Below are 26,437 nucleotides of genomic sequence, written 5' to 3' on the forward strand. Positions count from 1 at the left end.
CCGCCGACCCGCCACAACGACCTTACTCACGCCGACCGTGGGATCACCATCCACCCAGCCGCCGGCACCGCCTTCTCACACCGACCAGGACCCGACACCACCCGACCCACTCACACCCCATGACCGTCTGGCTCCTCGGCGACCAGTTGAACCCGACCGCGACACCGCTCCACTCTGCCGACCACGTCCTCATGATCGAGGCGCACGGCTTCGCCGAGCGGATGCCGTACCACCCGCAGAAGCTCACGCTCGTGTTCTCGGCGATGCGCCACGCCCGCGACGCGCTCCGTGACGACGGGTACGAGGTGACGTACGTCGAGGCGGAGTCGTTCGGCGCGGGCCTGGATCGGTACTTCGAGGCGAACCCCGGCGACGCGCTCGTCCTCCAGCGCCCGGCGAGTCACGGCGCCGGCGAGCGCCTCCGGGAGATGGTCGAGGAACGCGGCGGCGACTGCACCCTCGTCGACAACGACGGCTTCCTCACCACTCCGGCGGAGTGGGACGAGTGGGCCGACGCCGACGGCAGGTCGGGTTCGACGTACCGACAGGAGCACTGGTACCGCCACGTCCGCCGCGAGACGGGCATCCTCATGGATGGGAACGACCCCGTGGGCGGCGAGTGGAACTACGACGACGAGAACCGGGAGACGCCGCCCGACGACTGGTCGCCGCCCGGTATCCCGGAGTTCGAGCCGGACGAGATCACTCGGGAAGTCCACGCGTTCGTCGCCGAGCGCTACGACGACCACTGGGGCAGTTTCGACCTCGACGACTTCGTGTGGCCCGTCACCCGCGAGCAGGCGCTGCACGCGCTGGAGCACTTCGTCGAGACCCGTCTTCCCGAGTTCGGGCCGTACCAAGACGCGATGGTCGAGGGGGAGTGGGCGCTCGACCACTCGCTGCTGTCGCCCGCCATCAACCTCGGCCTGCTCGGCCCGCGCGAGGTCGTCGACGCCGTCGTCGACGCGTACTACGACGACGAGACGGCGGCGCCGCTCAACTCCGTCGAGGGGTTCGTCAGGCAAGTGATCGGCTGGCGGGAGTTCATGCGCCACGCGTACCGCGAGTCGATGCCGGCGATGGGCGAGGCGAACCAGTTGGACCAGACGCGCGACCTCCCCGAGGCGTACTGGACGGGCGAGACGAACATGGTGTGTCTCTCGGAGGCGGTGGGACACGTCCGCGACCACGGCTACGCCCACCACATCGAGCGCCTGATGGTGCTCGCCAACTTCGCGCTCGTCTACGGCGCCGACCCACACGAACTGAACCGCTGGTTCCACCTCGGCTTCGTCGACGCGTTCCACTGGGTGACGACGCCGAACGTCGTCGGGATGGGGACCTTCGCGACGGACGCGCTCTCCTCGAAGCCGTACGCCGCCTCTGGGAACTACGTGAACAAGATGAGCGACTACTGCTCGGGGTGTCGGTACTACCACACCAAGACCACCGGCGAGGGTGCCTGCCCGTTCAACGCGCTGTACTGGGACTTCCTGAAGGAGAACGAGGAGACGCTCCGCGGCACGGGACGGATGGGGCTGATGTACTCCCACGTCGACGGCAAGGACGACGAGGAGTGGGCCGCCATCCAAGAGCGCGCCGCCGAGGTGCGGGAGATGGGCGCCGACGGGACGCTGTGAATCGGGCGTGTTATCACCGATAGCCGACTCGCCCCGACCGTGCCAGACGACATCGCCCCCGACCCGGACGCCCTCCCGGCCGAGGCGCTCCGGTACCCAGAACTCGACACCGACGACGGCGTCGCCGCCGACGGCACGCTGGACGCGGACGTGGAGTTGGACGCCGAGTCCGCCGCCGCGTGGCTGCGCGACCTGGCCGACGCCGTGGAGAGCCACGACCTCGGCGTCGCGGGCGACGACTACCGCGGCGTGTACGGCATCGGCCCGCGCGGCGCGACGGTGTCGTTCGACCCCGACGCGGACCACCGCGGCGAGTTGACCGTCTCCTTCCGGTTCGCCGCGAAGACGATGACCGTCGAGGCCGCCGACGCCCCGCAGGTCGGCGCGCGCGGCGGGCGCGGGTTCATCCCGCTGGCGATGCTCGACGACGACCGCGACGCCGACGAGTTCCGCTGTTACAACTGGGTCGACGAACCGACGCCGGTGCCACCGGGCGGGTCAGAGGAAGACGGGTCCGAGTCAGACCCGTAGCCGAGCGGCCTACCGGAACCGACCGAAGATCCGGTAGCGCTCGTCGGGGTCGTACGAGCGGAACACGAGGCTGTTCGCCAGCACCGACACGCTGGAGAACGCCATCGCCCCCGCCGCGAGCACCGGTTGGAGCAGGCCCAGCGAGGCCAGCGGGATCATCGCGGTGTTGTAGCCGAGCGCCCAGAAGAGGTTCTGTTTGATCTTCGAGAGCGTCCCCTCCGAGACGTTGATGGCCTTCACCACGTCGTACGGGTCCGAGCGCATCAGCGTCACGTCGGCGGCCTCGATGGCCACGTCGGTGCCGGAGCCGATGGCGACGCCGACGAACGCCGAGGCGAGCGCGGGCGCGTCGTTGACGCCGTCGCCGACCATCATCGCCCGCGAGCCGTCCGCCTGGATGGCGTCGACTGCGTCGGCTTTGTCCTCGGGGAGGACGCCCGCGCGGACGTTCTCCGGGTCGACGCCGACCTGCTCGGCCACGGCGCGAGCGGTGCGCTCGTTGTCGCCGGTGATCATGTGGACGGCGATGTCGCGCTCGCGGAGCGCCGCGACGGCGCGTTTCGCCGACTCGCGCACCTCGTCGGCGACCGCGAGCACGCCAAGCAGTTCGCCGTCGAGCGCGACCAGCATCGCGGTCTTCCCCTCGGACTCCAACTCCCGCATCGCGTCCATCGCGGGCTCGGGGTCGGCGTCGTCGTCGCGCAGCAGTTCCGGCTTGCCGACGGTGACGGTGCCGTGTTCGGTGCGCGCGCGGACCCCCTTCCCGGAGACGTTCTGGAGCACCTGCAACTCGCCCGGTTCGACACCGCGTTCGCGGGCGCCGGCGACGACCGCCTCGGCGATGGGGTGTTCGCTGCCGTGCTCGGCCGTCGCGGCCGCTGCGAGCAGGCGCTCGGTCGCGTCGCCCTCGTCGGCCGCGACTGCGTCCGCCTCTTCGGGGACCGCGCCGTCGGTCGCGGGCGCGACCGGCCGGACGTCGGTGAGCGTCATCTCGCCGCGGGTGAGCGTCCCGGTCTTGTCGAACACGACGGTGTCGGTGTCGCGGACGCGTTCCAGCACGTCGCCGCCCTCGAAGAGGACGCCGTGCTGGGCGCCGATGCTCGTGCCGACCATCGTCGCCGCCGGCGTCGCGAGGCCGAGCGCGCAGGGACACGCGATGAGCACCGCGGAAGCGAACACCAGCACCGCGAACTCGGTGACGCCGACCGCGGCGGGGCCGCCCGCCGCCAGCCCCCACAGCGGGAGCGCGCCGACGACCGACGCGAGCGTCTCGGGGGCGAGCGCCCAGACGCCGCCCCACAGCAGCGCGTTCGCGATGACCGCGGGGACGAAGTACGCCGAGATGCGGTCGGCGAGTCGCTGGATGTCGGGCTGGCGCGACTGCGCCTCCTTCACCCGCTTGACGATCTGCTGGATCGCCGTCTCCTCACCGACCTTCGTCGCCTCGACGACGAGCACGCCCGTCTCGTTGACCGTCGATCCGATCACCTCGTCGCCCATGCCCTTCTCGACAGGGACGGACTCGCCGGTGACCATCGACTCGTCGACGGCGGACTCGCCCTCGCGGACGACGCCGTCGGTCGGCACTCGCTCGCCGGGCTTCACCTTCAGGCGGTCGCCGACGACGATGTCCTCGATGGGCACCTCCTCTTCGGTGCCGTCCTCACGGACGACGGTCGCGGTGTCGGCCTCCAGTTCGAGCAGCGAGCGGATCGCCTCGCCCGCCTGCGACTTCGAGCGGGCTTCGAGGTAGTTGCCGAGCGTGATGAACACGAGGATGAGCGCGGCCGTGTCGAAGTAGAGGCCCGCCTGCGGGAGCACGCCGAGCAACGCGATCACGGAGTAGCCGTACGCAGTCGACGACCCGAGTGCGATCAGCACGTCCATGTTGGCGCGGCGGTTGACGACGAGCGCCTTGTAGGAGTTCTCGTAGAACTCGCGGCCCAACACGACCTGCACGGGCGTCGCGAGCGCGAACGCGACCCAGCCGATGTGCAGGTCGGTGCCGGGAATCGTCTCGGGCAAGGTGCCGGGCGCGAACAGTTCGAGCACGAGCATCGCGAGCAGCGGCGCCGACAGCGCCGCGCCGAGGATCGTGAGGCGGCGCTGGCGCGTCAACTCCGCGGCGCGGGCGGCGTCTTTCGCCGACTCGGCGTCACCGTCGCCCTCGTCGCGGATCGGCTCGTAGCCGGCGGCTTCGACGGTGGCGTACACGTCGTCGCGGGTCGTCACCGACGGGACGTACGTCACTGTGGCCTCGTCGGTCGCGAAGTTGGCGTCGACCGAGACGACGCCCGGGAGGTCGCCGACGGCGTCCTCGATGGTCGCCGAACAGTTCGCACACGTCATGCCGGTGATTCCGACCGTCACCGTCTCCGCGATGGGGTCGTAGCCGGCGCCCTCGACGGCGTCGAACAACTCGCGCAGCGAGACGCGCTCGGGGTCGAACGCGACGGTCGCCTCGTCGGTGGCGTAGTTGGCGCTCACCTCGCCGACGCCGTCCAGATCCGCGACGGCGTCCTCGATGGTGGCGGCGCAGTTCGCGCACGTCATGCCGCCGACGTCGATGGTCACTCGGTGGTCTTCACTCATGTACACTCTAGTACGGGCCCCCTATTCATGCGGTTTGTGCCTTCGATCTATCGGCTCTGACGCCGATACGATCTTCGGTTCAAAAGTGATCGGGGAGATCGGTATTCGAGACGAAAGTGGAGCCAAGCGTGGCGTCCGAGATCGAAATTCCCATGACCCCAGATCGGTAACTGGCAAGTATGACGACGACGATGCGGATCAGCGGCATGACCTGCGGCGGGTGCGAGACGAGCGTCGTGGAGGCGCTGAAAGGTGTCGAGGGCGTCACCGACGTGAGCGCCGACCACGAGGCCGACGAGGCGGTCGTCGAGGGAGACGCCGACGCGCTCGACCTGATCGCGGCGGTGCCCGAGGCGTACGAGGTCGAGTCGACCGCCTGAGGACGCTTCGCTCCCGGTTCCCGCGCGTCTCGCCGGCTACCGCCCCATCGTGTAGAACTCCTCGTTGGGGCGCCAGTCGGCGAACGTCGCCATCCGGTTGGAGAAGTTGAAGAACGCGGCGACCATCCCGATGTCCCACACTTCCTCCTGCGAGTAGCCCGCCTCCAGCAGCAGGTCGAGGTCGTCGGTCGTCACCGCGTCGGGGTCGTCGGTCAGCTTCACGGCCACCTCCAGCATGGCCATGCGCTGGTCGCTCACGTCGGCGGTGCGGTGGTTGCTCGTCAACTGGTCGGCGAGGTGGGGGTCCTTCGCGTAGATGCGCACGAGCGCGCCGTGGGCGACGTTGCAGTACAGGCAGTTGTTCTGTCCGGAGACGGCGACGATGATCATCTCCACCTCCTCGCGGTCGAGCGTCGAGTCCTCGACGAACGCGTCGTGGAAGTCGAGGAACGCCCGGAAGTGGCTCGGCTTGTACGCCAGCGCGCTCATCACGTTCGGGGTGAACCCCGCGCGCTCGGTCTCTTCGGCCAGTCGCTCGTAGATGTCCTCGGGCACCTCCTCGGCGTCGGGGACGGGGAAGCGGCGCTGGGCGTCGTCGAGCAACTCGGGGGTGGCGGTCTCCTCGCTCATACGTCGGCGTTCGGCCACCCAGGATAAATCCCTACCCCCGCCCGGCGGGGCGTTCCGGGCGGCCCGCGGCGACGGTCACACGCGCCCGTCGCGGGTCGTCCGTGGGTCAGTTCCGGCCAAGGAGGACGTACAACACGAGGCCCAGCAGCGGGGCGAGGAACACCACGATGGCCCACAGGAACGCCGGGTGGTCGCTGTTTCGCTGGGCGTCCGTGTACGTCCAGTACACCATGTAGATGAACAGCGCCGTGAACAACAGCCAGATGACGAACGCGAGGGCGCCGCCAGCGCTCTGGAGGGGGAGCATACGTGCACCGCCGCGGGCGGCGAGAATATGTCTTGTGGTGGCCACGCGACCGCCGGTCGGCTACGGGAGTGCCACTCCCTGCACCGCCAGCACGACCGACCCGGCCATCGCGAACACGCCGAGGCCGAACAGCCCCCAGTTCCACAGCATCGAGTCGGCGCTCGTCAGGTACAGCGACCACTCCTTCGGGTACGGCCACAGGAAGTTGACCCCCGCGGGCGTGATTACGTCGCCCAGTAGGTGGGTGAACACCGCTCCGAAGCCGAGTAAGAAGCCGAACGCGACCATCGAGACGCCGCCCGGCACCGCGACCGACAACACCGGTTCGACGAACGAGGCGGCGCCGGCGAACGCCGCGCCGACGATGCCCGCGAACAGCAGCGAGTGGGTCGGCCCACGGTGGGAGACGCCCGGGATCCGGTGGTCGACGTCGGGGAGCATCGCGAGGTACAGCACGGTCCCCGCGACGAGTGTCGCGAACACCGGGTAGCCCGTCGTCAACAGCCAGAACGTGATCGGCGCGAGCGTCAGCATGGCGACGCCGAGGTGGCCCCGTCTGAACACGTCCGGGCGTCGGGGCGGCGACGGTATGAACGCTCGGGCCGCGGGCGGCGACGGGGCCCGGGAAGTGGGAGCGGGCGACTGGTAGGCGGCGAAGGTATAAGACCCGTCACCGCCCCCGACGTGCATGGACGTTCTCGCCCCGCTGGAAGCGATCCCGCCGTGGCAAGCGGCGCTGGTCGTGGTCGCCCTCTCGCTCGGCGCGGCGGTCGTCGCCGAGTTCGTCGTGATCCGGGCCGCGCGCCGATTCGTCACCCGCACGGAGACCGGCCTCGACGAAATCGTGCTCGCCGAGGTTCGCGTGCCGCTGGTCACGTCGTTCGCGCTCGCGGGTGTGTTCCTCATCACGAGTCTCCAGAGCGTCGTCGACGCGGTGCCGTTCTCCGAGGCGCAACTGGAGAGCTTCTTCGGCGACCCCGCGCTCACCATCGTCGTCCTCCTGTGGGCGTGGGCGCTCAACGAGACGGTGAACCGCGGCGTCGACTACCTCCAAGAGCAGGGCGCTCGCTACGACTTCGCGCCCGTCTTCTCGAACGTCTGGACGATCCTCGTCGCCACCGGCACGGTCGGGACGATCCTGTACGTCTGGAACATCGACGTGACGCCGCTGTTGGCGGGGGCGGGCATCGCCGGCATCGCGGTCGGCTTCGCCGCCAAGGACACCGTCGCCAACTTCTTCGGCGGCGTCGCGCTGTACTTCGACGACACCTACCGCGTCGGCGACTTCATCGAGTTGGACACCGGCGAGACCGGCACCGTCGTCAAGGTGGGCGTGCGGTCGACCACCCTCCTCACTCGCGACGAGGTGCTGGTCACCGTCCCCAACTCCGTGCTCAACGCGACGAAGGTGATCAACCAGTCGGCGCCGTCTCGCCGCCGCCGCATCCGCGTCCCGGTCGGCGTCGCCTACGGCACCGACCTCGACGCGCTGGAGGAACTGCTCGTCGACATCGCGATGGACGAGAAGCTGGTACTCGACTCCCCGAAGCCGCGGTGTCGCTTCCGGCGGTTCGGCGACTCGGCGCTGGAGTACGAACTCCTCTGTTGGGTGGCGTCGCCGACGCGCCGGGCGAAGGGGGCCCACCGCCTCAACCGCGCGATCCACGACCGCTTCGCGGAGGCGGGCGTCGAGATTCCGTACCCCCACCGCGACGTGACGGTCCGCCGCGACGCCGGCGTGACCGCGGACACGATGTCCGGCGTCCCGGCGGACACAACGGGCAACGGCGCCGGGTCTGCGGCGACGGATGGCGGGGACGACTCGGACGGCGACCCGGACGGCGAAGCTGCCGGCGACGCTGACGGCGGCGGCGACGTCTCCGGGAGTCTCGCGGACGAGCGAGGCCGTTAACCCGTCCGCGCGCCACGGCTCGGCCGTGCAACTCGGGGCAATCGACGCGCTGGTGTCGGTGTTCGGACCGTTCGTCTTCCCTGTGCTCCTGTTCGCCCTCGGGGGCGTCGGCTACCTGTTCTTGCTGGCGCTCGGGCGACTGGGCGTCGAGTTGTGAGTCGGGCGCTGGCGCCTACTGGTTCCACGCCGCGCTGTCGGGGTCGATCAGCCGCTCGGTGACGTCGTACTCGGCGATCCGGTCGAGGTCCTCGTCGTCCAGTTCTAGGCGCTGCGCCTCGAAGTTGGCGCGGACGTGGTCGCCGGTCGCCTTCGGGATCGGCACGAGCGCCTCCTGTGCGAACGCCCACGCGAGACACACCGCGGCGGTGCTCGTGTCGTGTTTCTCAGCGATCTCTGTCAACAGCGGGTCGTCCAGTGCCTCGCCGCGCCCGAGCGGGGAGTAGCCGACGAGCGTGTGGTCGTGCTCGACGGCGTACTCGCGCAGTTCCCGCTGCGGGAACAGCGGGTGACACTCGACTTGGTGGGCGACGACGGGGGACTCCAGTAACTCGCGCGCCTCGTCGAGCAGGTCGGGCGTGAAGTTCGACAGCCCCACGTGGTCGCACACCCCCTCCTCGCGCAGTTCGTCCATCGCGCGGAGCGTCTCTTCGGGGTCGTACGCGGAGGTGGGCCAGTGGACGTACAGCAGGTCGACCGACTCCAGGCCGAGTCGGTCGAGCGACTCGCGCGCGGTCCGCTTGGCGTCGTCGTACGCGAGGTTGTCCGGGTGGACCTTCGTCGCGACGACGACGTCCTCGCGGTCGACGTCGGCACGGCGGATGCCCTCCCCGACGGCCGCCTCGTTGTCGTACATCTGTGCGGTGTCGACGTGGCGGTAGCCGAGGTCGAGCGCCGTCTGTACCGTCTCGGCGCACTCCTCGGGGTCGTCGTTCTGGGAGGTGCCGAGGCCGAGCGCCGGGAGGTCGAGGTCGGTCATGCGCAGAGGTGGGCGCGTCGCCGGGGAAAGCGTTCGGGAGGCGGAACCTCGCCGGCGCTCGCGGGCGGGAGAAACGCCCAACACCTCCGCGTCCGAGGTGGCGACGATGACCGAGTTCCGTCGCCGCGTGGCCGCCGCCTCCGGTGCGGGCGCGTCCGTCGTCTCGCTCGGCGGCATCGCCGTCGCCGTCGCGCTCGCGCCGTGGTTCTCCCTCGCCGACACCGCCCTCTCGGACCTGGGCGTCGCCGACGCCGCCGCGGTGGCCGCCGCGTTCAACTGGGGGCTGATCCTCGCCGGCCTCGTCGGCCTCCCGTACGCGTGGGCGATGTGGACCGCGACCGACGGCCTCGCGGCCCGCCTCGTCGCCGCCGAATTCGTCGTCGCGATGCTCCTCATGGCCGGCGTCGGGGTGTTCCCCTCGGACTCGCCGCTCCACTTCCCAGTCGCACTCGGCTTCTACCTCGCGATCACCGTCGTCTTCGCGACCGACGGCCTCCGCCGTCGGGCGACGACCGCCGGTCGCGTCGCGCTCGCGTTCGCGGCGCTCCACCTCGCGCAGTGGTGGCTGTACGTCGCGGGCGTCCGCCTTGGGCCGGGGCTCGCGATCCCCGAACTCGTCGGGGCGGGGCTGCTGATCGTGTGGGTGCTCCTCGTGTCGCCGGTCGCGCCGCTCGACGTGGTCGACGGCTGACCGATCCCCGAGCAATCAAGCAGTTCGCGCCACAGGGACCGACAATGAGTTTGGAGTCGACGGAAGAGGCGACGCTCCTCCCCGACGAGACGGCGGCGCTGGTGGAGCGACACGAGTCGATCCACGAGGAACACGACGACGCGTTCGCGGCGGCGAAGGCACTCGCCCCCGAGTTGGGCGCGCACGTCCGCGACGGGCACGCCACGATCGGGATCTGGACGCCCGGGCTGGTCGAACACGGCGTCTCACCCGACGCCGTGAAACTGGAGGTGCTCACCCCGCCCGCGGCTGTCGACCCGAGCGACGCCGACCCGCGCGAGGTCACGTTCGAACGCTCCGTCGTCGAGACGCGGCGCGCGGGCGAGGTGACGTACGCCGCCGTCGAGGGGATGGTCGCCGGCACGCGCGAGCGACTCGGCTCGCTGTACCAGATAGTGTACGACCCCGAAGACGCCGACAGCGACGCCGACCCGGCGGACCTCCCGGGCGAGGTCGGCGACGACGGCCTCGCGACGGTGCAGGACCCGCTGGCGGACTCGGTGCCGTTCGGCGCGTTCGCACCCGCCGAGTTGTACGACCGCGCGCGCCTCGACGACGAGCGCGACGACCACGACTACTTCGCGTCGCTCGGCACCGACGCCGAGCGCGTCGCCACCAGGGAGGACGACGGGCTCCCGCGCGTCGACCCGGCGACGAGCATGGTCGAGGTTCACCCCGGCACCGCGACCGAACGCGGGTCGCTCGGCGGCCTCGCCGACTTTGTCGGGGGAATCGGCGAGAAGGAGCGCGCGGGCGAGGACCTCACCGCCTTCGAGGAGACGTTCGCCGGCTACGACGCCGTCCAGTTGATGCCGGTCGAACCGCTCACCGAGCGCTCGGACGCGTCGGGCGACTGGCGCGGCCTCGCGCGCGACGGCGACACGGCGACGGCCACGGTCGCCCGCCCGGACAAGGTGAACTGGGGGTACGACATCGTCGTCGGCGCGTTCGGCGCGCCCTGCCCGTCGATCCTCGAGTCGGGCCGCCCCGACGAACTCGTGGACTTCATCTCCGCCTGCCACACCCTCCCCGACCCCGTGAAGGTCGTGTTCGACGTGGCGCTTGGCCACGCCGACGACGGCGGCCTGCGGATCCTCCCGGACCGGTTCTTCCACGGCCCGGGGATGTACGGCCAACACCTCGACTACCTCGACCCGATGGTCCGTGCCCACGTGCTCGACCTCCAGCGCCGCAAGATGGACTGGGGCGCCGACGGCATCCGCGTCGACGGCGCGCAGGACTTCCGCAACTGGAACCCAGAGACCGAGGAGATGGAGCACGACGACGCGTTCCTCGCCGAGATGGACGCCGTCACCCAGGAGGTCGCCGGCACCGAGTACCGCCCGTGGATGATCTACGAGGACGGGCGCCCGTGGCCGCGCCACGACTGGGAACTGGCCTCCACCTACCGCACGCTCATCGAGCAGCACCCCCACTCGTTCCAGTGGTCGCCGATCACGTTCGCGCACAACAAGCCCGCGATGCTCACCTTCTGGGCGAGCAAGTGGTGGCGCGTCCGCGAAGTCGCGGACATGGGCGGCAACTGGATCACCGGCGTCGCCAACCACGACACCGTGCGCCGTGGGACGCAGGTCGACGTGCCAGAGTCGTGGGAGGGTGACCCGATCAACCGGTACCTCGGCGACTCCGCGCCGGAGATCATCGACCGCGCGTACGACAACCCCGCGACGAACGCCCTGCTGCACTGCCTGTTGCCGGGCGTGCCGATGGACTTCCTCAACGCCAACGCCCGCGGGCCGTGGGGCTTCGTCCGCGACACCGACGCCGAGTGGAACGTGAAGGTCGTCGCCGACGAGCACAACCTCCTCGACTGGCAAGTGCGCGAGGATGACTACGCGGACGACCGCTTCTTCACCCGGCTGAAGGAGTTGGGCTTCGAGACGCGCGAGCAACTCGACGCCTTCGTGAAGGCGCTCGCGGCGACGGTCGAACCGACCGACTACGACTTGGAGGCGATGTGTGCGATGCTGGCGCCGCTGGACCCGCCGATGGACCTGACGCCCGCGAACCTGGACGCGTTCGCCGACGCGTGGATGCGAGACGTAGCCGACTTCGCCAACCTCGGGCACTGGCGCGACGCGCAGGACCCCGAGCGCACCGGGTTCGCGCGTCGCGTCCGTGAGTTCCGGCAGGACCGCCCGTGGCTGCGCGAGTCGATGCGCCTGCCCGACGCCCCCGACGACGAGGGACCGGTGACCGCCGACGCCGACGAGGGGACCGACCGCTTCGGCTACCGCAACCCCGCGAACGGGTCGGTCGTCTACTACGGCCTCCGCGAGTCGCCCGACGGCGACGAGCGCGTCCTGTTCGTCGGCAACATGGAGGGGGCGGCGACGAGCGTCGTCCCGGCGGACCTGTTCGACGAGATCGCCCTCGACGCTGCGGCGTTCGACGCCGAACTCGTCGCGCCGAGCGTCGCCGCCGAGCGGGATGTGCCGCCGGTGGTCGACGAGACGGTGGAACTGGCGAACGGCGAGGCCGTCGTGTTCGTGGGCGGGGCCGAGCGGTAGCGCGGCCCCGAAGCGAACGGCGAGCGAAGCGAGCCGTGAGCGGTAGTCGCCGCGCCCCCGGCGTCGTCAACAGAACAGTTCGTTGAAGTGGTTGACGGCGTCGTCGGTGCCGGCGACGACGAGCGTGTCGTCGGGAACGATCCGCGTGTCCGGCCCGATGTTGGTGATGAGGTCGCCGTCGCGCTCGATGGCGACGACGGTGACGCCGGTGCGCGCGCGCACGTCCGCGTCGGCGAGCCCTTCGCCCTCCAACTTGGGTGCGTGCGTCCGCACGAGGTCGACCTGCGTCTCCGGGCGGAGCACCTCCTCGTCGAGCAGGTGCGAGGCCAGCAGGCGCCCGGAGACGGTCGACAGCGCGAGCACGTACTCCGCACCCGCGCGGTACAGTTTCGGCACGGAGTCGGCGTCGTTCGCGCGGACGATCACCTCCGTGTTGGGCGCCACCTGTTTCACCGCCAACGTCGCGAAGATGGTCGTCGTGTCGGAGTCGAGCGCCAGCACGACCGCGCGGGCGTCGCCGATTCCCGCGCGCTCCAGCGTCTCGCGGTCGGTGGCGTCGCCGACCACGTCGATGGGCTCGTCGTCCACGAGGTCGACGACGACCACGTCGTCGGTCGGTCGGAGTTCCTCGGCGGCGCTGTGGCCGACCATGCCGTAGCCGGCGACGATCACCCGCCCGCGCCGCTGTCGCCGCGTCTCCGAGAGGGTCAACTCCTTCAGCGCCTCCAGTTCGGTCTCGTTGCCGACGACCAGCAACACGGTGTGTTGGTCGATGACACGCTCGGGGCGCGGCGGCGACTCGAACTCGCCGTCGTCCCACGCGCCGAGCACGTTCGCGCCGGTTCGCTCGCCGATGCCGGACTCGGCAATCGTCTCGCCGACGAGCGGGCTGCCGTGGTGGACGAGCAGTTCCGCGATCTGGAAGTCCTCGCCGATCTCGACGCCGCCACCCAGTTCGTCGGAGACGCTGACGGTCGCCTTCGCGCCGAGGCTCTCGCCGAGCAGGCGCCGCGGCGAGATGACGCGGTCGGCGCCGGCGTAGCGGTGGTAGTCGGCGACCTCCTCGTCCTCGACGAGACTGACGACGCGGAGTTCCTCCGAAATCTCTCGCGCCGAGAGGACGATACTCGCGTTCGTCTCGTCGTCGCCGTCGGCGACGAGCGCGCGCGCCGCGCCGACGTTGGCTCGCTCCAGCGTCTTGACCTCCTCGGGGTCGCCGTGGACTACGTCGTGCTCGTTTGCGAGGTCGACGGCGCGGTCCTCGTCCGGTTCGACGACGACGTACGACTGGTCGCGCGAGCGCAACTCCTTCACCAGCGTCTCCCCGCGCGGGGTGAACTCGCAGATGACGACGTGCCCGGTGGCGGTCGTCGTCCGCGGGGCCGAACTGGTGAGCGCCTCGTTGATCAGCGGGATGATCACCGCCGGCAGCGCGAGGAAGATGAGGCCGACCCCCACGAGTTGCATCCCCGCCATCAACACGAGCATCCGGGGGTCGTCCCACTGGTTCACGTCGATGCCGAACCCCGTGGTGGTGAACGTCTCGACGACGACGTACAGCGAGTGGACGTAACTGACCGTCCGCCCCTCGAACGTTCCGTACCCCCACTGGTAGACGAACGCGAGGAGCAGCATCACGCCGAACGCGCCGAGGAGGTACTCGGTCGCCCGACGGGTCGCCGATGGCATACCCGGCCTACCGGGGCGGACGGATTAAACGCCACGCACCCGGATCGACTGTCGTGGCGCATCCCGACGGGCGCGACGGCCACGCCGACTCGACCGACCGCCGCCGCGACGCCCTCCTCGCAGTCGCCGCCGGACTCGGCCTCCTCTGGGGTGCGACTGTGCTCGGCGTCCCTCTCGCGCGCCTGCTCGCTCCCGACGCCGTCGTCGCGGCGGTCGCGGGCGTCGCCGGCGCGGTCGCGCTCGAACTCGCGATGGCGGCCCGCCCCGACGCATCCCGGCGTCTGTGGGCCGACCGCCGGATCCGGTGGGGCGGCACCCTGTTGGTCGCTGTCGGCGGGGCCGCGGCGGCGCTCGCCGGCGGGCCGGGCGTCGGTGCACTCGCCGTCGCGACGCTGGTGGGCGGTCTCGTGGGCTACTTCCTCCTGCTCGCGGGCGTCGTCTCGGGCGTCCTCCCCGAGCCGGCGACGTGGTTCACCGACCGGGAGGACTGATACGTCGCGGGCGTGTGGCCCTCGACATGCGCGAGGTCACGCTCACCGACACCGGGCCGCTCAAACTCACCGAAGACGACATCAGCGAGACGCACGGCGACGTCGCGGTGTGTCGCTGCGGCTTGAGCGACGAGTTCCCCTTCTGCGACGGCTCTCACCGCGCCACCGAGGACGAGGATGCGGACGTCCGCTACAAGTACGTCGACGGGGAGCGCAAGGTGGTCGCGGAGCTACGGCTCACCGACGAAGAGTCGATCGAAAACGGTGACGGCGGGTCGGCGCCCGAGTAGGGAGTCGGGCTTACGCGCCGACCTCGGCGCCGACGTACAGCGCGACGACGAGGAAGATCCAGACGGCGTCGACGAAGTGCCAGTACATCGAGGCGGTCGTCACGGAGACGTGACGGTCGGCGGAGTACTGCCCGAGCAGGCCGCGGACGAACACGATGCCGAGCAGGACTGCGCCCATCGAGACGTGGAGCCCGTGCAGGCCCGTGAGGCCGTAGAACGCCGAGCCGAACAGCCCGGACGTGAGGGTGAACTCCTCGTGGATGATGAACTCGTAGTACTCGTACACCTGCCCGCCGATGAACACGACGCCGAGCAGGAGCGTGACGGCGAGCCACCCGAGGAACTTCCCGCGGTCGTCGTTGCGGATCGCGCCGTGGGCGAAGTGCAGCGTCACCGACGAGAGGATCAACAGCGTCGTGTTGATGATCACCAGCGAGCCGAGCAGGTGCGGCAGGTCGGCGGCGATCTCCGCCCACGCGTTCTGCGAGCGGATGAAGAAGAAGTACGTGAAGCCGGCGCTGAACGTCGCGATCTCGGAGCCGAGGAACGCGATCATCCCCCACCGGAGTTTGTTGGCGGAGTGTTCGTCTGCGCCGCGGTCCCAGAAGTGGACGACGAACGCGTGGTACAGCCAGCCGTAGATGCCGACGAGGAACAGGCCGATGCTGCCGACGAGCACGGCCGGGCCGACCAGCGGGCTGACTAGGTTGCGACCGCCGATCGCCATGAGGTACAGCGCCGCGCCGACGTAGATGCCGGCGCCCCCGAGCGCCGTGACGAACGGCCACCACGAGGCCTCCCCGAACCCGCGCGGCCAGTCCTCGACCGCCGGGAGGTGGTGCCCGTCGTCGTGGGCGTCTTCCGTTTCAGTAGCCATGAGCGCGGGTAGCCGACGCGGAGACAAAAATCCTCCCACCTGCGTCGGCCAGTGCCCCGCCGCCGCCCCCGACCCTCCGGGGTCGGCCTCAGACGGATCCGCCGGCGGTTGTTTCCGGAAACGGCCGATACACATACTACGGTACACCTCCTCACGGAGACTGCATGCCGGAGTGTAGGAACTGCAGTTCATTCGTCACCGAGCGGTACGTTCGAGTGTTCGCCCCGGAAGGGATGAGCAACGTCCGTGTCTGTCCCTCTTGTGAGGACATGGTCCGAGAGGGCGCCGACGTCCGGAAGGCTCGATCGAAGCGCGTCTGACCACGGCGGTCGACCGCGGTTCCCGTCTCCTCGCCCGAGCGTTTTTCACCGCGTAGCGTGCCGTCTGCGTCGTGGCGCTGTTCGACACGTACGTCGCCGCGCTCCAGCGCGACCGCGCCGACCTCCCGGAGGGAACTCGCCTCGTCGGCGTCGTCCGTCGCCCGACGCGGTGGTTCCACGCCGCCGTCGACGAGAACCGACCGGCGTTGGCGCCGCCGTCAGCCCTGCTCGACGACCACGCCGACGCCGCCGAGTCCTTCCGAATTGATGGGCTGTGCGAGGAGGGGGCGCACAACGCGGCGTGGGACGCTGTCGACTTCGAGCGACGCTACCGCGACTACCTCGCGACCGACCCCGACGCACGGGCGGCCGTCGAGGCGCTCCGGGCGGCGGTCGATGCGGGACACGACGTCGCGCTCGTCTGCTTCGAGAACACCGACAAGAAACGCTGTCACCGGACGGTGCTGCGGCAGGTGACCGAACAGGGGACGGGCGACGAGACGGACGACGACGTGGGCGGGGGCGACGCCCGCTGATTGACGGCGGCGTTCCGCAAGCTACTCGGCGACCCGTCCCCGACTTCGAGTGATGCGTCGGCCCCTCCGCTCCACCGAGGTCGCCCGCCGTGCCCTCCCTGCGGTCGCCGCCGTCGTGCTCGTGCTGGCGACCGCAGACCGCGCCGCCGCACACGCCGGGGGGATCCGAAGCGCCGCGCGCGAGACGGTGACGGTGCCGACGTGGTTGTTCCTCGCCACCGGCGGCGCCGTCGTCGGCGCCTCCTTCCTCCTCGCGTCGGCGGTCACCGACCGAACGTACATCCGCCGGATCGACACGTGGGGGCGCTCGCTCCCCGCGCTGGGGCCGCTCGTCCGACTGGTCGCTCGCGGCGTCGGCCTCGCGGCGCTGGCGGTGACAGTCGCCGCGGGCCTGTTCGGCCCGCCGGACCCCCTCCGCAACGCCGCCGTCCTGATCGTGTGGGTCGGCTGGTGGGGGCTGTTCGCCCTCTCGGCGTACCTCGTCGGGAACGCGTGGCCCGCCGTCGACCCGTTCCGCGCGGTCGCCGGCGCCGCCCCCTCGCTGGATCGGGAGTACCCCGCCCGCCTCGGCTCGTGGCCCGCGGTCGTCGGCTTGCTCGCGCTGGTGTACCTCGAAGTGGTGACGCCGCTGGCCGACGATCCGTTCTTGCTCACGCTGCTGGTGCTCGGCTACCTCGCCATCTCGGTCGCCGGGAGCGTCGTCTTCGGCGTCGACGACTGGTTCGGCAACGCCGACCCAGTCTCGCGGCTGTTGGCGGCGTACGGTCGCGTCGCTCCGGTCGCTCGAACCGCCGACGGCCTCCGCCTCCGCCTTCCGGGGATGGGCCTCACCGAGGCTGGCTGGGTCGACGGTCGCGACGACGTGGGGTTCGTCGTCGCCGTCGTGTTCGTCACGACGTACGACGGCTTCGTCGGGACCGCGCTGTGGGCCGACCTCGCGGGCCCGCTCGTCGGCGTCGGCGTGCCCGCGCTCGTCGTCTACCTGCTGGCGATGCTCGCGGGGTACGGCCTGTTCCTCGGCCTGTACCTCGCGGCGGCGCGGACGGCCCGCCGGACGGCAGACACGTACGTCGCGCCCGCCGAGTTGGCTCGCCGGTTCGCACCGTCGCTGTTGGCAATCGCCGCCGGCTACCACCTCGCGCACAACCTCGCGACGGCGCTGTCGCTGTCGCCCGCACTCGCGACCGTGCTGACGGCGCCGCTGTCGCCGCCGGCGCCCGTTCCGGTGCTAGTCGTCCCCGGCTGGGTCGGCGCCGTCGGGGTCGCCGCGGTGTTGGGCGGGCATCTGCTAGCCGTCTGGGTCGCGCACGCGACCGCCTACGACCTGTTCCCCGACCGCCTGCAGGCGATTCGGAGCCAGTACGGCGTCACCGTCGCGATGGTGGCGTACACGATGGCGAGCCTGTGGATCATCTCGCGCCCCGGAGGTGCGCCCCCGTTCGTATGACCCGCGCCGACCCCACCACCAACGAACACGAACGCAACGGCCGCGAAAGCGACGCCGTCGACGCCGTCGACGCCGCCGCCGTCGAGCGATACGCGGTCCCGCCTGGCGCGACCGCCTACGAGTGCCCGCGCTGTGGCCGCCCGTTCGCCCACGAGCGCCACCGCGACCTCCACCTCGGACAGTCGCACGGCGACCTCACCGACGACGAGCGCGACGCGTACGCGGCGGCACGCGACGACGAGACCGACGACCTCCGGCACTTCCGCATCGTCTCGCTGGGGCTGCTCGTCCTGTTCTACTTCGGGTTCCTGTTCCTGTTCGCGATCTTCGGGTGACCGGCGGGACCACCGACGCCGACGCGAACGCTCGCCGACGCCGTCGGTTTTGAGTCTGACACAGGTTTATCACCCCCGTCGCGAAACGGACCCAAGCAATGCTCGAAGACGGACTCAGTTACCCACTCGCGGGTGATTCGGCGCTCGGACGCATCGTGATCGGCGGACTCCTCGGCCTGCTCAGTTTCCTGGTGATCCCTGGAATTCTCCTGTTCGGGTACCTCGTGCGCGTCCTCGAAGGGACCGCCCGGGGCGAGGAGACACCACCCGCGTTCGACGACTGGGGCGAGATGCTGGTCGACGGTCTCAAAGGGCTCGCCGTCACGCTCGCGTACGCGTTCATCCCGATGGTGCTGTTGAGCGTCACCATCGGGACGGCGATTCTCGGGGCGGGCAGTGGCTCCAACGCGGGGTCGGTCCTCGGCGGGATCGGACTCCTGGGCGCGTTCGTCAGCCTGTTGGTGATGGTCGTGATCTACTACCTCGTCCCGGCGGCGCTCACGAACATGGCCGTGGAGGACTCGTTGGCCGCGGCGTTCGACTTCGAGACGCTGAAAGTCTCGCTGCTCAGTGCCGACTACCTCGTCGCCTGGCTGATTCCGTTCGCCATCGGCCTGGTGTTGAACGTCGTGACGGTGTTCCTCGTGACGATCACGTTCGGGATCGGTGGGCTGGTCGTCCCGTTCATCCAGTTCTACGCGCAGGTCGCCATCTTCTACATGTTCGGTCGGGCGTACTGGAACGTGCAGCAGGCCGCCGCCGGCGCCACCACGGAGCACGCCAGGGTGGCGTGACTGTGGCTGACGTGTCAGTGAGATAGCCAGACCGCCGTCCGACGGCCGTCCGACGGGGCGGAAGGTATTTGCGTCGGACGGAGCGATGTACCGGCGATGGACGGCGAAACAATCGACACGGTGACCGGGTGGGAGTCCGAGCCGCTCTCGGGGGGGATCGACGGGCTCCGTACCCTGCAGTCCCGCGAGTTCACGGGGGCGGTCACCGAGGGACACGCGTGGCTGTTCATGTTGAACGGCCGGATCGTCGGCGTCTTCGAGGGGTCGATCGACTCCTTCGCCGACGCAGATGGGACAGCCTACGCGGCGCCCGACCCCTCGTTCCCGCTGTTGTACGCGATGCGGGAGACGGGCGGCGAGACGAAGGCGCGCTACTACACGAACGACACGGCCCTCTCGGCGGCCGACGCGAAGCTCTCCTCCGGGAAGTTCACCGGCTACATCGAGCTGTCGGAGAACGTGCTCTCGGGCGACTACTACGCCGTCTACTACGGCGGCAGGCGCCTCGCGTGCGCGTTCGTCGGCACGGGCCAGCAGAAACAGGTGCTCACCGGCGACGACGCGTTCGCGGCCGCCGACGACGAGGTCGGCATCTACGAGGTCGTCGACGTCGACATCGACGTGGTCGAACTCCCGGGGGCGGACGCCCCCGACGCAGCCGACGAGGCGGCGTCGGCAGCCGCCGCCGACGCGGCTATCGCGGACGCGGAGCCAGCGTCGGTCGACGACGACGCGACCGACGACGACGCGACCGACGGCGACGCCACCGAGGGCGGTGCCGAGGCGATCACCTTCGGCGGGGCAGCCGCCGACGACGGTGGCTCGACCGACGCCACGGATCCGGTCGACGCGACCGACGACGCCGACGCGGCGGTCGCCGGCGCCGAGGCCGACGCGAGCGACGCGACGCCGGATCCCGACCCGGAGACGCACGCCGCGAGCGACACGAGCGACGCGACCCCGTCGCCCGACGAATCGCCTGCCTCGACTGAGCCGACGCCGGGTGCGTCCGCCGCCCAACGCGCCGCCTCGGAGTCGTCGACGCCGACGCCCGAGTCGACCGACGACGGCGACGACGGCGACGACCCGAAGACGGACGCCAACGGCGACCCGTTCTCGGCGGAGGAACAGTGGCGCGAGACGCGCGCCATCCCGTCGTTGGACCCCGGACGGTCCGCCACGCCCGACCGACAGGGAGCCGCGAACAACGGCACCGCGGGTGCACGAGCGCGGCGACGCTCGCGAGAGGACGCCACCGACAGTACGCAACGCGGCGGGACAGCGGACACGACCCCCGCTCGGTCGGACGCCGGACGGGCCGACGCGCGTCGCTCGGCTGGGGCGGCGACCCGCGAGGGAGCCGGCGACGGAGCGGCGAACACCGGCGCCACCGCCGAGGAGGTGGCGACCGTCCGCGCAGAGCGCGACCGGGCCGTAGAGGCGTTGCGCGACGCCCGCGAGCGGCTCGACGCCGGCGAGGACGAACTCAACCGACTCCGGGAAGAGAACGACCGGCTCACCGCTCGCGTAGACGAACTGGAGTCGGAGCTCGCCGACGCCCGGACGGAACTGGAGGCGGCCCGCTCGCGCGCCGAGGCGGCGGAGGCGTCCGGCGACGGCTCGACCGGGTCGCCGAGCCAGACGGTGCCGGCCGACCGCGCGCTCGCCGGGACGAACCTGTTCGTCCGGTACGACTCGAAGGGCGGCGCGACGCTTGAGAAGGCCCACGCCGGCGGCGCCACCCGCTCGGACGTGAACGACAACCTCCGGCTGGAGGTCCACACCGACTTCGAGAGCGAGGACGCCGCCGTCGACGGCCAGCCCTTCCGAGAGTACCTCGGCGACACCATCGAGTACGGCTTCGTCGAGTGGGTCGTCAGAGAGCTACTGTACGAGATCCAGAGCACGAACAACGAGTCGGCGCTCCGTGACCTGTTCGACGCCATCCCAGAAGTCGACCGCGCGGAGCTGAACGGCGCGGTGACGCTGGACGACGATGAGGGCGCCAGCGAACACAGTTTCGACGTCGTGTTGCGCGACCGCATGGGCAACCCGCTGTTGGTGGCGGACGTGACCGAGGGTCGCGACGCCACGACGGAGTCGATGCTCGACGGACTCGTGGGCGACGCCAGCGCCGTCGCCGACGCCGACGAGCACCTCGCGGCGGGGTTCTACGTCACCGCGTCGTTCTTCGACCCCGGCGCCTTGGAGGCGGCCGCCGACGCCACCGGCGGCGGCCTCCTCTCGCGCGGCAAGCGCAAGAGCTTCGTGAAGCTCTCGCGCAAGCAGGGGTTCCACCTCTGTCTGGTCGAGTCGCGCGACGGGGAGTTCCACGTGAACGTCCCGGAACTGTAGCGACGCGACCGTCGTTCTTCTTCGACGCTGGCCGAGGAGTCGGCGACCGCCGTGTCCTCCTGACGCTCGACGCGCCGTGAGCGACGGCGTGGCTCACACACAACGCCGTCGGCGTCGCTCGATGCTACCGAACGGCAGAGAAGAGCGGCGCCCGGCCGCACTGCTGGAGGCGCCGCGAGAGTCGGACGCGGAGACGTGTCGAGTCGAGTCGGTCGGGTCGGCTCAGTTCTCGAGTTCCGGCGCGTCTTCGATCCGCATCCCGCCGATCTTGTCAACGATCTCGTCGAGTTTGTCGTCGAGTTCGCCGACGAACTCCGAGGTCCGCTCGGTCGTGATCGCACCCTGGCTGGACGGCTCGATGAGGTTCTCCTCCTCGAGCACGCGCAGCGAGTAACGGACTTTGTGGTGTGGGTAGCCGGTCTCGTTGGACATCTTCACGATCCCGATTGGTTCGTTCTCGATGACCATTCGGAGGACTTGGAGGTGCCGCTCCAGCATATCGACCTCCTTCTCCAGTCTGTCTATCATGGCACGTGTTAACTCGTCCGTGCACGTTTTAAAAGTTCTCCTCCCGGACGGGTACGGGTAACACCACCGTCACGTTGTCGTGCGGTTAGGTATCGAACGTGCGGCGTGGGTGTGGTTAACGCTTACGCACGCGACTGACGCGAGTAATGCGCAGATGCGAACAGGAGTCGTGCAGACGCTCCGTCGATACACACGAACGTGGATACTCGCCGACGGCGGACCGTAATCTGTTTACCCGGGGCGGCGGAACCGCCAGTCGGTATGACAGTCACAATCGTCGGATCCCAGCTCGGGGACGAGGGCAAGGGTGCCCTCGTCGACCTTTGGGGCGGGGACGCCGACGTCGTCGTGCGGTATCAGGGCGGTGACAACGCCGGCCACACCGTCGTCGAGGGCGGCGAAGAGTACGCCCTCTCGTTGGTTCCCTCCGGCGCCGTCCGCGGCAAGGTCGGCGTCCTCGGTAACGGCTGCGTCGTGAACCCGCGGACGCTGTTCGACGAGATCGGGAAACTCCGCGAGCGGGGCCTCGAACCGGACGTGCGCGTCGCCAAGCGCGCGCACGTCATCCTCCCGTACCACCGTCGCCTCGACAACATCGAGGAGGAGGCGAAAGAAGACTCCGACGTGAAGGTCGGCACCACCGGACGCGGCATCGGGCCGACGTACGAGGACAAGGCGGGCCGCCGCGGCGTCCGCGTCGGCGACCTCCTGGACCCCGAGGTGCTGCGCGACCGACTGGAGTACGTCGTCCCGCAGAAGCGCACCGTCATCGAGGACATCTACGGCCTCGAAGCCGGTGAGGAGTGCGACGTCGACGCGCTCCACGAGGAGTACGCCGAGTTCGGCCGTCGCCTCCGCGAGGAGGGGATGACGGTCAACTGCTCGGACTTCCTGTACGAGCGCCGCCAGGCGGGCGAGAACGTCATGTTCGAGGGCGCACAGGGCACGCTCATCGACATCGACCACGGGAGCTACCCGTACGTCACCTCCTCGAACCCGACCGCCGGCGGCGCCGCCACCGGCTCGGGTGTCGGCCCGACCGTCACCGGCCGCGGCGAGGTCGTCGGCGTCGTGAAGGGGTACCTCTCGCGCGTCGGCGAGGGGCCGATGCCGACGGAACTCGACTGCGACGAGGCCGAGGAGGCGCTCGCCTCGGACATCCGTGAGAAGGGCGGCGAGTTCGGCACCGTCACCGGGCGCCCGCGCCGCATCGGCTGGCTCGACGTGCCGATGCTGCGCCACGCCGCACGCGTCAACGGCTACACCGGCATCGCCGTGAACCACCTCGACGTGCTCGCGGGCCTCGACGAACTCCACGTCGGCCACGCCTACGAGTTGGAGGGCGAGGAGCGACTCTCACTGCCGGCGACGACCGAGCGGTGGGCCGAGTGCGAACCCGTGCTCAAGGAGTTCGAGCCGTGGCCCGAGGTCGACTGGGACGCCGTCGCCGACGAGGGGTACGACGCCCTGCCCGACGCCGCCCTCGACTACCTGGCGTACCTGGAGGAACAACTCGACACGCCCGTCTACGCCGTCGGACTCGGCCCCGACCGCGAGCAGACGGTCGTCCGAACGAACCCCTGGGAGTAACGCTCCCGTCAACGGGGAACCCGTACCCTTTTGGCCGGCCCGCGCCACCGCTGACGTAATGAAGGAGTCCCTGTTGGACATCGTCTGCTGCCCGCTCGACAAGCACGACCTCGAACTCGAGGTCACCGAGCGCGAGGAGGGCGAGGACGGCGAAATCGTCGAGGGAACGCTCACCTGCACGGACTGCGGCGAGACGTACCCTATCGAGGACGGCATCCCGAACCTCCTGCCGCCGGACATGCGCGACGAGTAAGTCGGCGGTCACGTACGGCGAATCTTTTTACCTCGACCGTCTGGAGAGAAGGACGTGTCGACAGAGGCAGCCACCCTGGGGGTGACGCTGAACCGCGACCGCCTGAACCAGGCGCTCGCGGGGGAGTCGTTCGCGAGCGACGGCGAGTTCGTCGTCGACCTCCACAACGAGGGGGCACCCGTCCACGTCCACCTCCGGTTCACGGGGCCGCTCGCGGACGTGGCGACCGTGGAGACGTCGAACCACTACGTCGACGCCGGCGCGACGCTCCCCGTCCCGGTGTCGGTCGGCCCCATCGACGAGTCGGTCGAGGGAACCCTCCGAGTCGTCACCGGCCACGGAGCCGAGGGGACGGAGGTCGCGGTCACCGTCGACCCGCCGCCCGCGCCGGTCGACGTCGACGAGTCGCTCGGCTCACCGAAGCGAGCGGCGGTCGCAGACGAGGAGGCCGACGGTGAGGCGGAGGCGGACGGCTCGGGGTCCGGTGATCGCATCGAGAACCTCCTCGGGCAGTTGCCGCCGCCGGGCACGCTCGCGGTCGCGGCGGTCGCAGTCGTGGCGCTCGTCGGTGCGGGCGTCGTCGCGGCGACGCTGAACAGCGTCGTCGTCACACTGGGATCGATTGCCGTCCTCGTCGCCGTCGCCGTCGCGCTGTTCCTGTTGACCCGATAGCCGCGCCGTCGACGGCGCGACCCGCCGAACGAGCGATCCACCGGGGGTGGTTACTCGTCGTGGTCGTGGTCGTCCTGCTCCGTCGGGACGCCGCCGAGGTTGCCGTGGTCGTCGAACAACTTCGCACGGAGGTAGCGCGTCCGGTAGCGGTTGGCGTCCTCGTACACGTCGGCCTCGCGAATCTCGTCGACCCGGTCGTCGGCGACCGCCTCGATGATCCCTTCGACTTGCTCCTTCTCGCTGGGCGTCATGCGGAAGGTGTACTCGCGAGGCTCCTCCTCCTCCAACTTCGTCCACTTGCGCCCGGCGGCGACGACGAGCGAACACGGCTCGCGACACGGGTAGACGCCGGCGCCGCCGTCGGCGGCGAGTTCGTCGTCGGCGCTGTACTGCCACTCGCGACGCTTCGTGCACTGGGAGTCGTCACACGCGGCCTCGGCGACCCACTCGACGGCCTCGCGGGGCAGTTCCTCGACGACGCCGTAGATGCCCGTCTGGCGCTCCATCGTGTCCGCCCAGTGGTCGACGTCCAACTCGCCCCGCTGCTCGCGGTACCAGTTGGCGACCGTCGCCGGGAGGAACAACTCCACCGTCTCGACGGCGTCGCGCCAGTCGAGGTCGGGGAACACCCAGCCGGTGGGCGCGTTCGTCGCGGACTTGAGCGGTCGGTACATCCCGTCGTCGTCGTGTTTGGCGACCTCGCGGGCGTCGAGCGGGTCGTCGTGGGCAGTCAGGTCCGCGACTGCGTGCTCGGCGTCGTCGACGTGGCGCACGTCGTATCGCCGGTCGCCGGTGTCGGGGTCGACGGTCGCCTCGATGCGCAGTTGGCCCCACTCGGTGACCATCCCGTCGCGGAGTGCGTCGTAGCGCTCACCGACCGTGTGCTCGGCGGCGGCCTCGGCCCGCCGGAGGAACGCCCGGCGCGGGGAGTCGTGGCGCTGCACCTCGCGCTCCCAGAAGTACCAGTTCGTCACGTACGGGTTGTCGTCGGCGTGGGCGTGGAGTTCGCCCTCAGAGAGGCCCGTCGCCTCGTGGTCGGGCGTACGGAAGTCGTAGCCCCCGTCGGCCGCGCGTGCGACCTGCAGGCCGTCGAAGTCGACGCCCGACTCGGCCTCGTGAACGAGCGCGTCGAACTGTCGGGCCAGCATTCAGTCGTCCGCCCCCGGAGCGACGCGGGTCGTCTCGCGCACGGTCTCGATGGCGCTCGACACGTCGGCGCCGGCGTCGGCGGCGCGCTCCAGCACCACGTCGGCCATCAGCGCCTCCGTGCCGACGGCGCCGGCGTACCAGATGCGGTGGCCGTCTACCTCCGCCGGCACGTCGTAGCCGGTGCGGTAGTCGTCGGTCAGCCCCATGTCTTCGGGGATGTCCTCCTGCGTGTGGAAGCCGTCGGAGATGAACAGCGGGACGACGACGACGTCCTCGGACTCGAAGAAGTCGGTCACGTCGTCGACCTCCGGTTCCTCGTCCATGTACAGCGCCTGCACCTCGTCGAAGCGCCCCGTCTCGCGGACGCGCTCGGCGTGGTACTCGATGGCCTTCGCGGAGTTCTCGTTGCGCTCGGTGCCGTGGCCGACGACGGCGAAGCCGAACCCCTCGCCGACGGCCGGGTCCTCGGTGACGCTCTCGGCGCGACGGATCAACACGTCCGTCATCGACGAGTGCGTGCCGACCGGCCCGCAGTAGTGGACCGTCTGGCCGGTGTCCGCGGCGGTGTACGTCGCCACGTCCGCCGAGAGGCCGTCGGAGTCCCAGTCGGCCACGTCCCAGCCGTCGAGGCGGAGTTCGCGTGGGATCACCTGCTCGGTGAAGTACCCCTCCGAGATGAACATCGGGACGACGTACACCTCGTCGGCTTCCACCGTCCGGAGCACCTCCCGGAGACTCGGCTCTTCCTTCCAGTAGCCGGTGCGAACCTCGTCGAACGCGCCGGCCGCGCGGATGGTGTCCGCGTGGTCGTAGGTGGGCGCGCTCGACCCGGGGTTGAGGTGTGACCCGTGGGCGACGATGACCAGCGCCTGACTCATGGTC

The 26,437-nt window shown here is 70.2% G+C and carries 28 protein-coding genes; 18 read left to right on the plus strand and 10 right to left on the minus strand.

Annotation, left to right across the window (positions count from 1 at the left end; translation table 11 throughout):
• Positions 1-119: 119 nt before the first annotated feature.
• Positions 120-1,640 carry a cryptochrome/photolyase family protein gene (locus tag P0R32_RS05340; protein WP_276238919.1) on the plus strand — a complete coding sequence of 507 codons (1,521 nt, stop codon included), beginning with the start codon at positions 120-122 and terminating at the stop codon, positions 1,638-1,640.
• Between the two features lie 39 nt (positions 1,641-1,679).
• Entirely contained in the window at positions 1,680-2,171 is a 492-nt protein-coding gene (locus tag P0R32_RS05345) for a hypothetical protein (protein ID WP_276238920.1), read from the plus strand.
• A gap of 9 nt (positions 2,172-2,180) precedes the next feature.
• Here P0R32_RS05345 and P0R32_RS05350 read toward each other — a convergent pair whose 3' ends face one another.
• Positions 2,181-4,763: a heavy metal translocating P-type ATPase gene (locus P0R32_RS05350; protein ID WP_276238921.1), complete on the minus strand. Its 2,583-nt coding sequence runs from the start codon at positions 4,761-4,763 to the stop codon at positions 2,181-2,183.
• Between the two features lie 179 nt (positions 4,764-4,942).
• Here P0R32_RS05350 and P0R32_RS05355 point away from each other — a divergent pair, with 179 nt between their 5' ends.
• The gene (locus P0R32_RS05355) at positions 4,943-5,143 is read left to right on the plus strand and encodes a heavy-metal-associated domain-containing protein (RefSeq protein WP_276238922.1); all 201 of its coding nucleotides are present in this window, start codon (positions 4,943-4,945) and stop codon (positions 5,141-5,143) included.
• A 36-nt stretch (positions 5,144-5,179) separates the two neighbouring features.
• Here the strand turns inward: P0R32_RS05355 and P0R32_RS05360 are convergent, their stop codons facing one another.
• The 3 genes from P0R32_RS05360 to P0R32_RS05370 all read right to left on the minus strand — a co-directional run bounded on the left by P0R32_RS05360 (position 5,180) and on the right by P0R32_RS05370 (position 6,644).
• Positions 5,180-5,773: a peroxidase-related enzyme gene (locus P0R32_RS05360; protein WP_349770208.1), complete on the minus strand. Its 594-nt coding sequence runs from the start codon at positions 5,771-5,773 to the stop codon at positions 5,180-5,182.
• 106 nt (positions 5,774-5,879) lie between these two features.
• The gene (locus tag P0R32_RS05365) at positions 5,880-6,080 is read right to left on the minus strand and encodes a PLDc N-terminal domain-containing protein (protein WP_276238923.1); all 201 of its coding nucleotides are present in this window, start codon (positions 6,078-6,080) and stop codon (positions 5,880-5,882) included.
• A gap of 60 nt (positions 6,081-6,140) precedes the next feature.
• A complete protein-coding gene (locus P0R32_RS05370; RefSeq protein WP_276238924.1) occupies positions 6,141-6,644 on the minus strand; it encodes a metal-dependent hydrolase in 504 nt (167 codons plus the stop codon).
• A 124-nt stretch (positions 6,645-6,768) separates the two neighbouring features.
• On the opposite strand from P0R32_RS05370, the gene P0R32_RS05375 reads away from it, so the two are divergent.
• Both P0R32_RS05375 and P0R32_RS05380 read left to right on the plus strand, forming a co-directional pair.
• Entirely contained in the window at positions 6,769-7,992 is a 1,224-nt protein-coding gene (locus tag P0R32_RS05375) for a mechanosensitive ion channel family protein (protein WP_276238925.1), read from the plus strand.
• Between the two features lie 25 nt (positions 7,993-8,017).
• Entirely contained in the window at positions 8,018-8,149 is a 132-nt protein-coding gene (locus P0R32_RS05380; RefSeq protein ID WP_276238926.1) for a hypothetical protein, read from the plus strand.
• Positions 8,150-8,164: 15 nt separating this feature from the next.
• Here P0R32_RS05380 and P0R32_RS05385 read toward each other — a convergent pair whose 3' ends face one another.
• Positions 8,165-8,968: an aldo/keto reductase gene (locus P0R32_RS05385; protein WP_276238927.1), complete on the minus strand. Its 804-nt coding sequence runs from the start codon at positions 8,966-8,968 to the stop codon at positions 8,165-8,167.
• Between the two features lie 106 nt (positions 8,969-9,074).
• Here P0R32_RS05385 and P0R32_RS05390 point away from each other — a divergent pair, with 106 nt between their 5' ends.
• Together P0R32_RS05390 and gghA are read left to right on the plus strand one after the other, a co-directional pair.
• On the plus strand, positions 9,075-9,659 hold the full coding sequence (locus tag P0R32_RS05390) for a DUF998 domain-containing protein (protein ID WP_276238928.1): 585 nt from the start codon (positions 9,075-9,077) through the stop codon (positions 9,657-9,659).
• Between the two features lie 44 nt (positions 9,660-9,703).
• Positions 9,704-12,229, plus strand: coding sequence for a glucosylglycerol hydrolase (gene gghA, locus P0R32_RS05395; RefSeq protein WP_276238929.1), 2,526 nt, complete (start codon positions 9,704-9,706; stop codon positions 12,227-12,229).
• 66 nt (positions 12,230-12,295) lie between these two features.
• On the opposite strand, the gene P0R32_RS05400 is transcribed toward gghA, so the two are convergent.
• Positions 12,296-13,918 (minus strand): potassium channel family protein, encoded by a 1,623-nt coding sequence (locus P0R32_RS05400; protein WP_276238930.1) that lies wholly within the window; start codon positions 13,916-13,918, stop codon positions 12,296-12,298.
• Positions 13,919-13,971: 53 nt separating this feature from the next.
• On the opposite strand from P0R32_RS05400, the gene P0R32_RS05405 reads away from it, so the two are divergent.
• Positions 13,972-14,409: a hypothetical protein gene (locus tag P0R32_RS05405; RefSeq protein WP_276238931.1), complete on the plus strand. Its 438-nt coding sequence runs from the start codon at positions 13,972-13,974 to the stop codon at positions 14,407-14,409.
• Between the two features lie 26 nt (positions 14,410-14,435).
• Positions 14,436-14,699 carry a CDGSH iron-sulfur domain-containing protein gene (locus P0R32_RS05410; RefSeq protein ID WP_276238932.1) on the plus strand — a complete coding sequence of 88 codons (264 nt, stop codon included), beginning with the start codon at positions 14,436-14,438 and terminating at the stop codon, positions 14,697-14,699.
• Between the two features lie 10 nt (positions 14,700-14,709).
• Here P0R32_RS05410 and P0R32_RS05415 read toward each other — a convergent pair whose 3' ends face one another.
• The gene (locus P0R32_RS05415) at positions 14,710-15,576 is read right to left on the minus strand and encodes a cytochrome c oxidase subunit 3 (protein ID WP_276238933.1); all 867 of its coding nucleotides are present in this window, start codon (positions 15,574-15,576) and stop codon (positions 14,710-14,712) included.
• A gap of 164 nt (positions 15,577-15,740) precedes the next feature.
• On the opposite strand from P0R32_RS05415, the gene P0R32_RS17945 reads away from it, so the two are divergent.
• From P0R32_RS17945 to P0R32_RS05440, 6 genes are all read left to right on the plus strand, one after another.
• Complete coding sequence (locus P0R32_RS17945; RefSeq protein ID WP_432765136.1) at positions 15,741-15,896, plus strand: DUF7563 family protein; 156 nt, start codon at positions 15,741-15,743, stop codon at positions 15,894-15,896.
• 71 nt (positions 15,897-15,967) lie between these two features.
• On the plus strand, positions 15,968-16,432 hold the full coding sequence (locus P0R32_RS05420; RefSeq protein WP_276238934.1) for a DUF488 domain-containing protein: 465 nt from the start codon (positions 15,968-15,970) through the stop codon (positions 16,430-16,432).
• 52 nt (positions 16,433-16,484) lie between these two features.
• Positions 16,485-17,879: a hypothetical protein gene (locus P0R32_RS05425; protein ID WP_276238935.1), complete on the plus strand. Its 1,395-nt coding sequence runs from the start codon at positions 16,485-16,487 to the stop codon at positions 17,877-17,879.
• Positions 17,876-18,214, plus strand: coding sequence for a DUF7410 domain-containing protein (locus P0R32_RS05430; protein ID WP_276238936.1), 339 nt, complete (start codon positions 17,876-17,878; stop codon positions 18,212-18,214). The genes P0R32_RS05425 and P0R32_RS05430 overlap by 4 nt, the downstream gene beginning before the upstream one ends.
• A 98-nt stretch (positions 18,215-18,312) precedes the next feature.
• Complete coding sequence (locus P0R32_RS05435) at positions 18,313-19,008, plus strand: DUF4013 domain-containing protein (protein ID WP_276238937.1); 696 nt, start codon at positions 18,313-18,315, stop codon at positions 19,006-19,008.
• A gap of 96 nt (positions 19,009-19,104) precedes the next feature.
• Positions 19,105-21,363 carry a DUF7527 domain-containing protein gene (locus P0R32_RS05440; RefSeq protein WP_276238938.1) on the plus strand — a complete coding sequence of 753 codons (2,259 nt, stop codon included), beginning with the start codon at positions 19,105-19,107 and terminating at the stop codon, positions 21,361-21,363.
• A 222-nt stretch (positions 21,364-21,585) separates the two neighbouring features.
• Here P0R32_RS05440 and P0R32_RS05445 read toward each other — a convergent pair whose 3' ends face one another.
• Positions 21,586-21,891, minus strand: coding sequence for a hypothetical protein (locus P0R32_RS05445; RefSeq protein WP_276238939.1), 306 nt, complete (start codon positions 21,889-21,891; stop codon positions 21,586-21,588).
• 261 nt (positions 21,892-22,152) lie between these two features.
• Between P0R32_RS05445 and P0R32_RS05450 the strand changes: the two genes are divergently transcribed.
• The 3 genes from P0R32_RS05450 to P0R32_RS05460 are packed head-to-tail and all read left to right on the plus strand — an operon-like array spanning position 22,153 to position 24,406.
• Positions 22,153-23,481, plus strand: coding sequence for an adenylosuccinate synthase (locus P0R32_RS05450; protein ID WP_276238940.1), 1,329 nt, complete (start codon positions 22,153-22,155; stop codon positions 23,479-23,481).
• A 58-nt stretch (positions 23,482-23,539) separates the two neighbouring features.
• Positions 23,540-23,734 carry a methytransferase partner Trm112 gene (locus P0R32_RS05455; protein WP_276238941.1) on the plus strand — a complete coding sequence of 65 codons (195 nt, stop codon included), beginning with the start codon at positions 23,540-23,542 and terminating at the stop codon, positions 23,732-23,734.
• Positions 23,735-23,788: 54 nt separating this feature from the next.
• Positions 23,789-24,406, plus strand: a complete 618-nt coding sequence (locus P0R32_RS05460) for a DUF7524 family protein (protein ID WP_276238942.1) — start codon at positions 23,789-23,791, stop codon at positions 24,404-24,406.
• A 50-nt stretch (positions 24,407-24,456) separates the two neighbouring features.
• On the opposite strand, the gene P0R32_RS05465 is transcribed toward P0R32_RS05460, so the two are convergent.
• Together P0R32_RS05465 and P0R32_RS05470 are read right to left on the minus strand one after the other, a co-directional pair.
• A complete protein-coding gene (locus P0R32_RS05465; protein WP_276238943.1) occupies positions 24,457-25,554 on the minus strand; it encodes a DR2241 family protein in 1,098 nt (365 codons plus the stop codon).
• Positions 25,555-26,433: a CbiX/SirB N-terminal domain-containing protein gene (locus P0R32_RS05470; protein ID WP_276238944.1), complete on the minus strand. Its 879-nt coding sequence runs from the start codon at positions 26,431-26,433 to the stop codon at positions 25,555-25,557.
• Between the last annotated feature and the right edge of the window lie 4 nt (positions 26,434-26,437).

It is taken from the genome of Halobaculum marinum, assembly GCF_029338555.1.
GTDB classification, from domain to species: domain Archaea; phylum Halobacteriota; class Halobacteria; order Halobacteriales; family Haloferacaceae; genus Halobaculum; species Halobaculum marinum.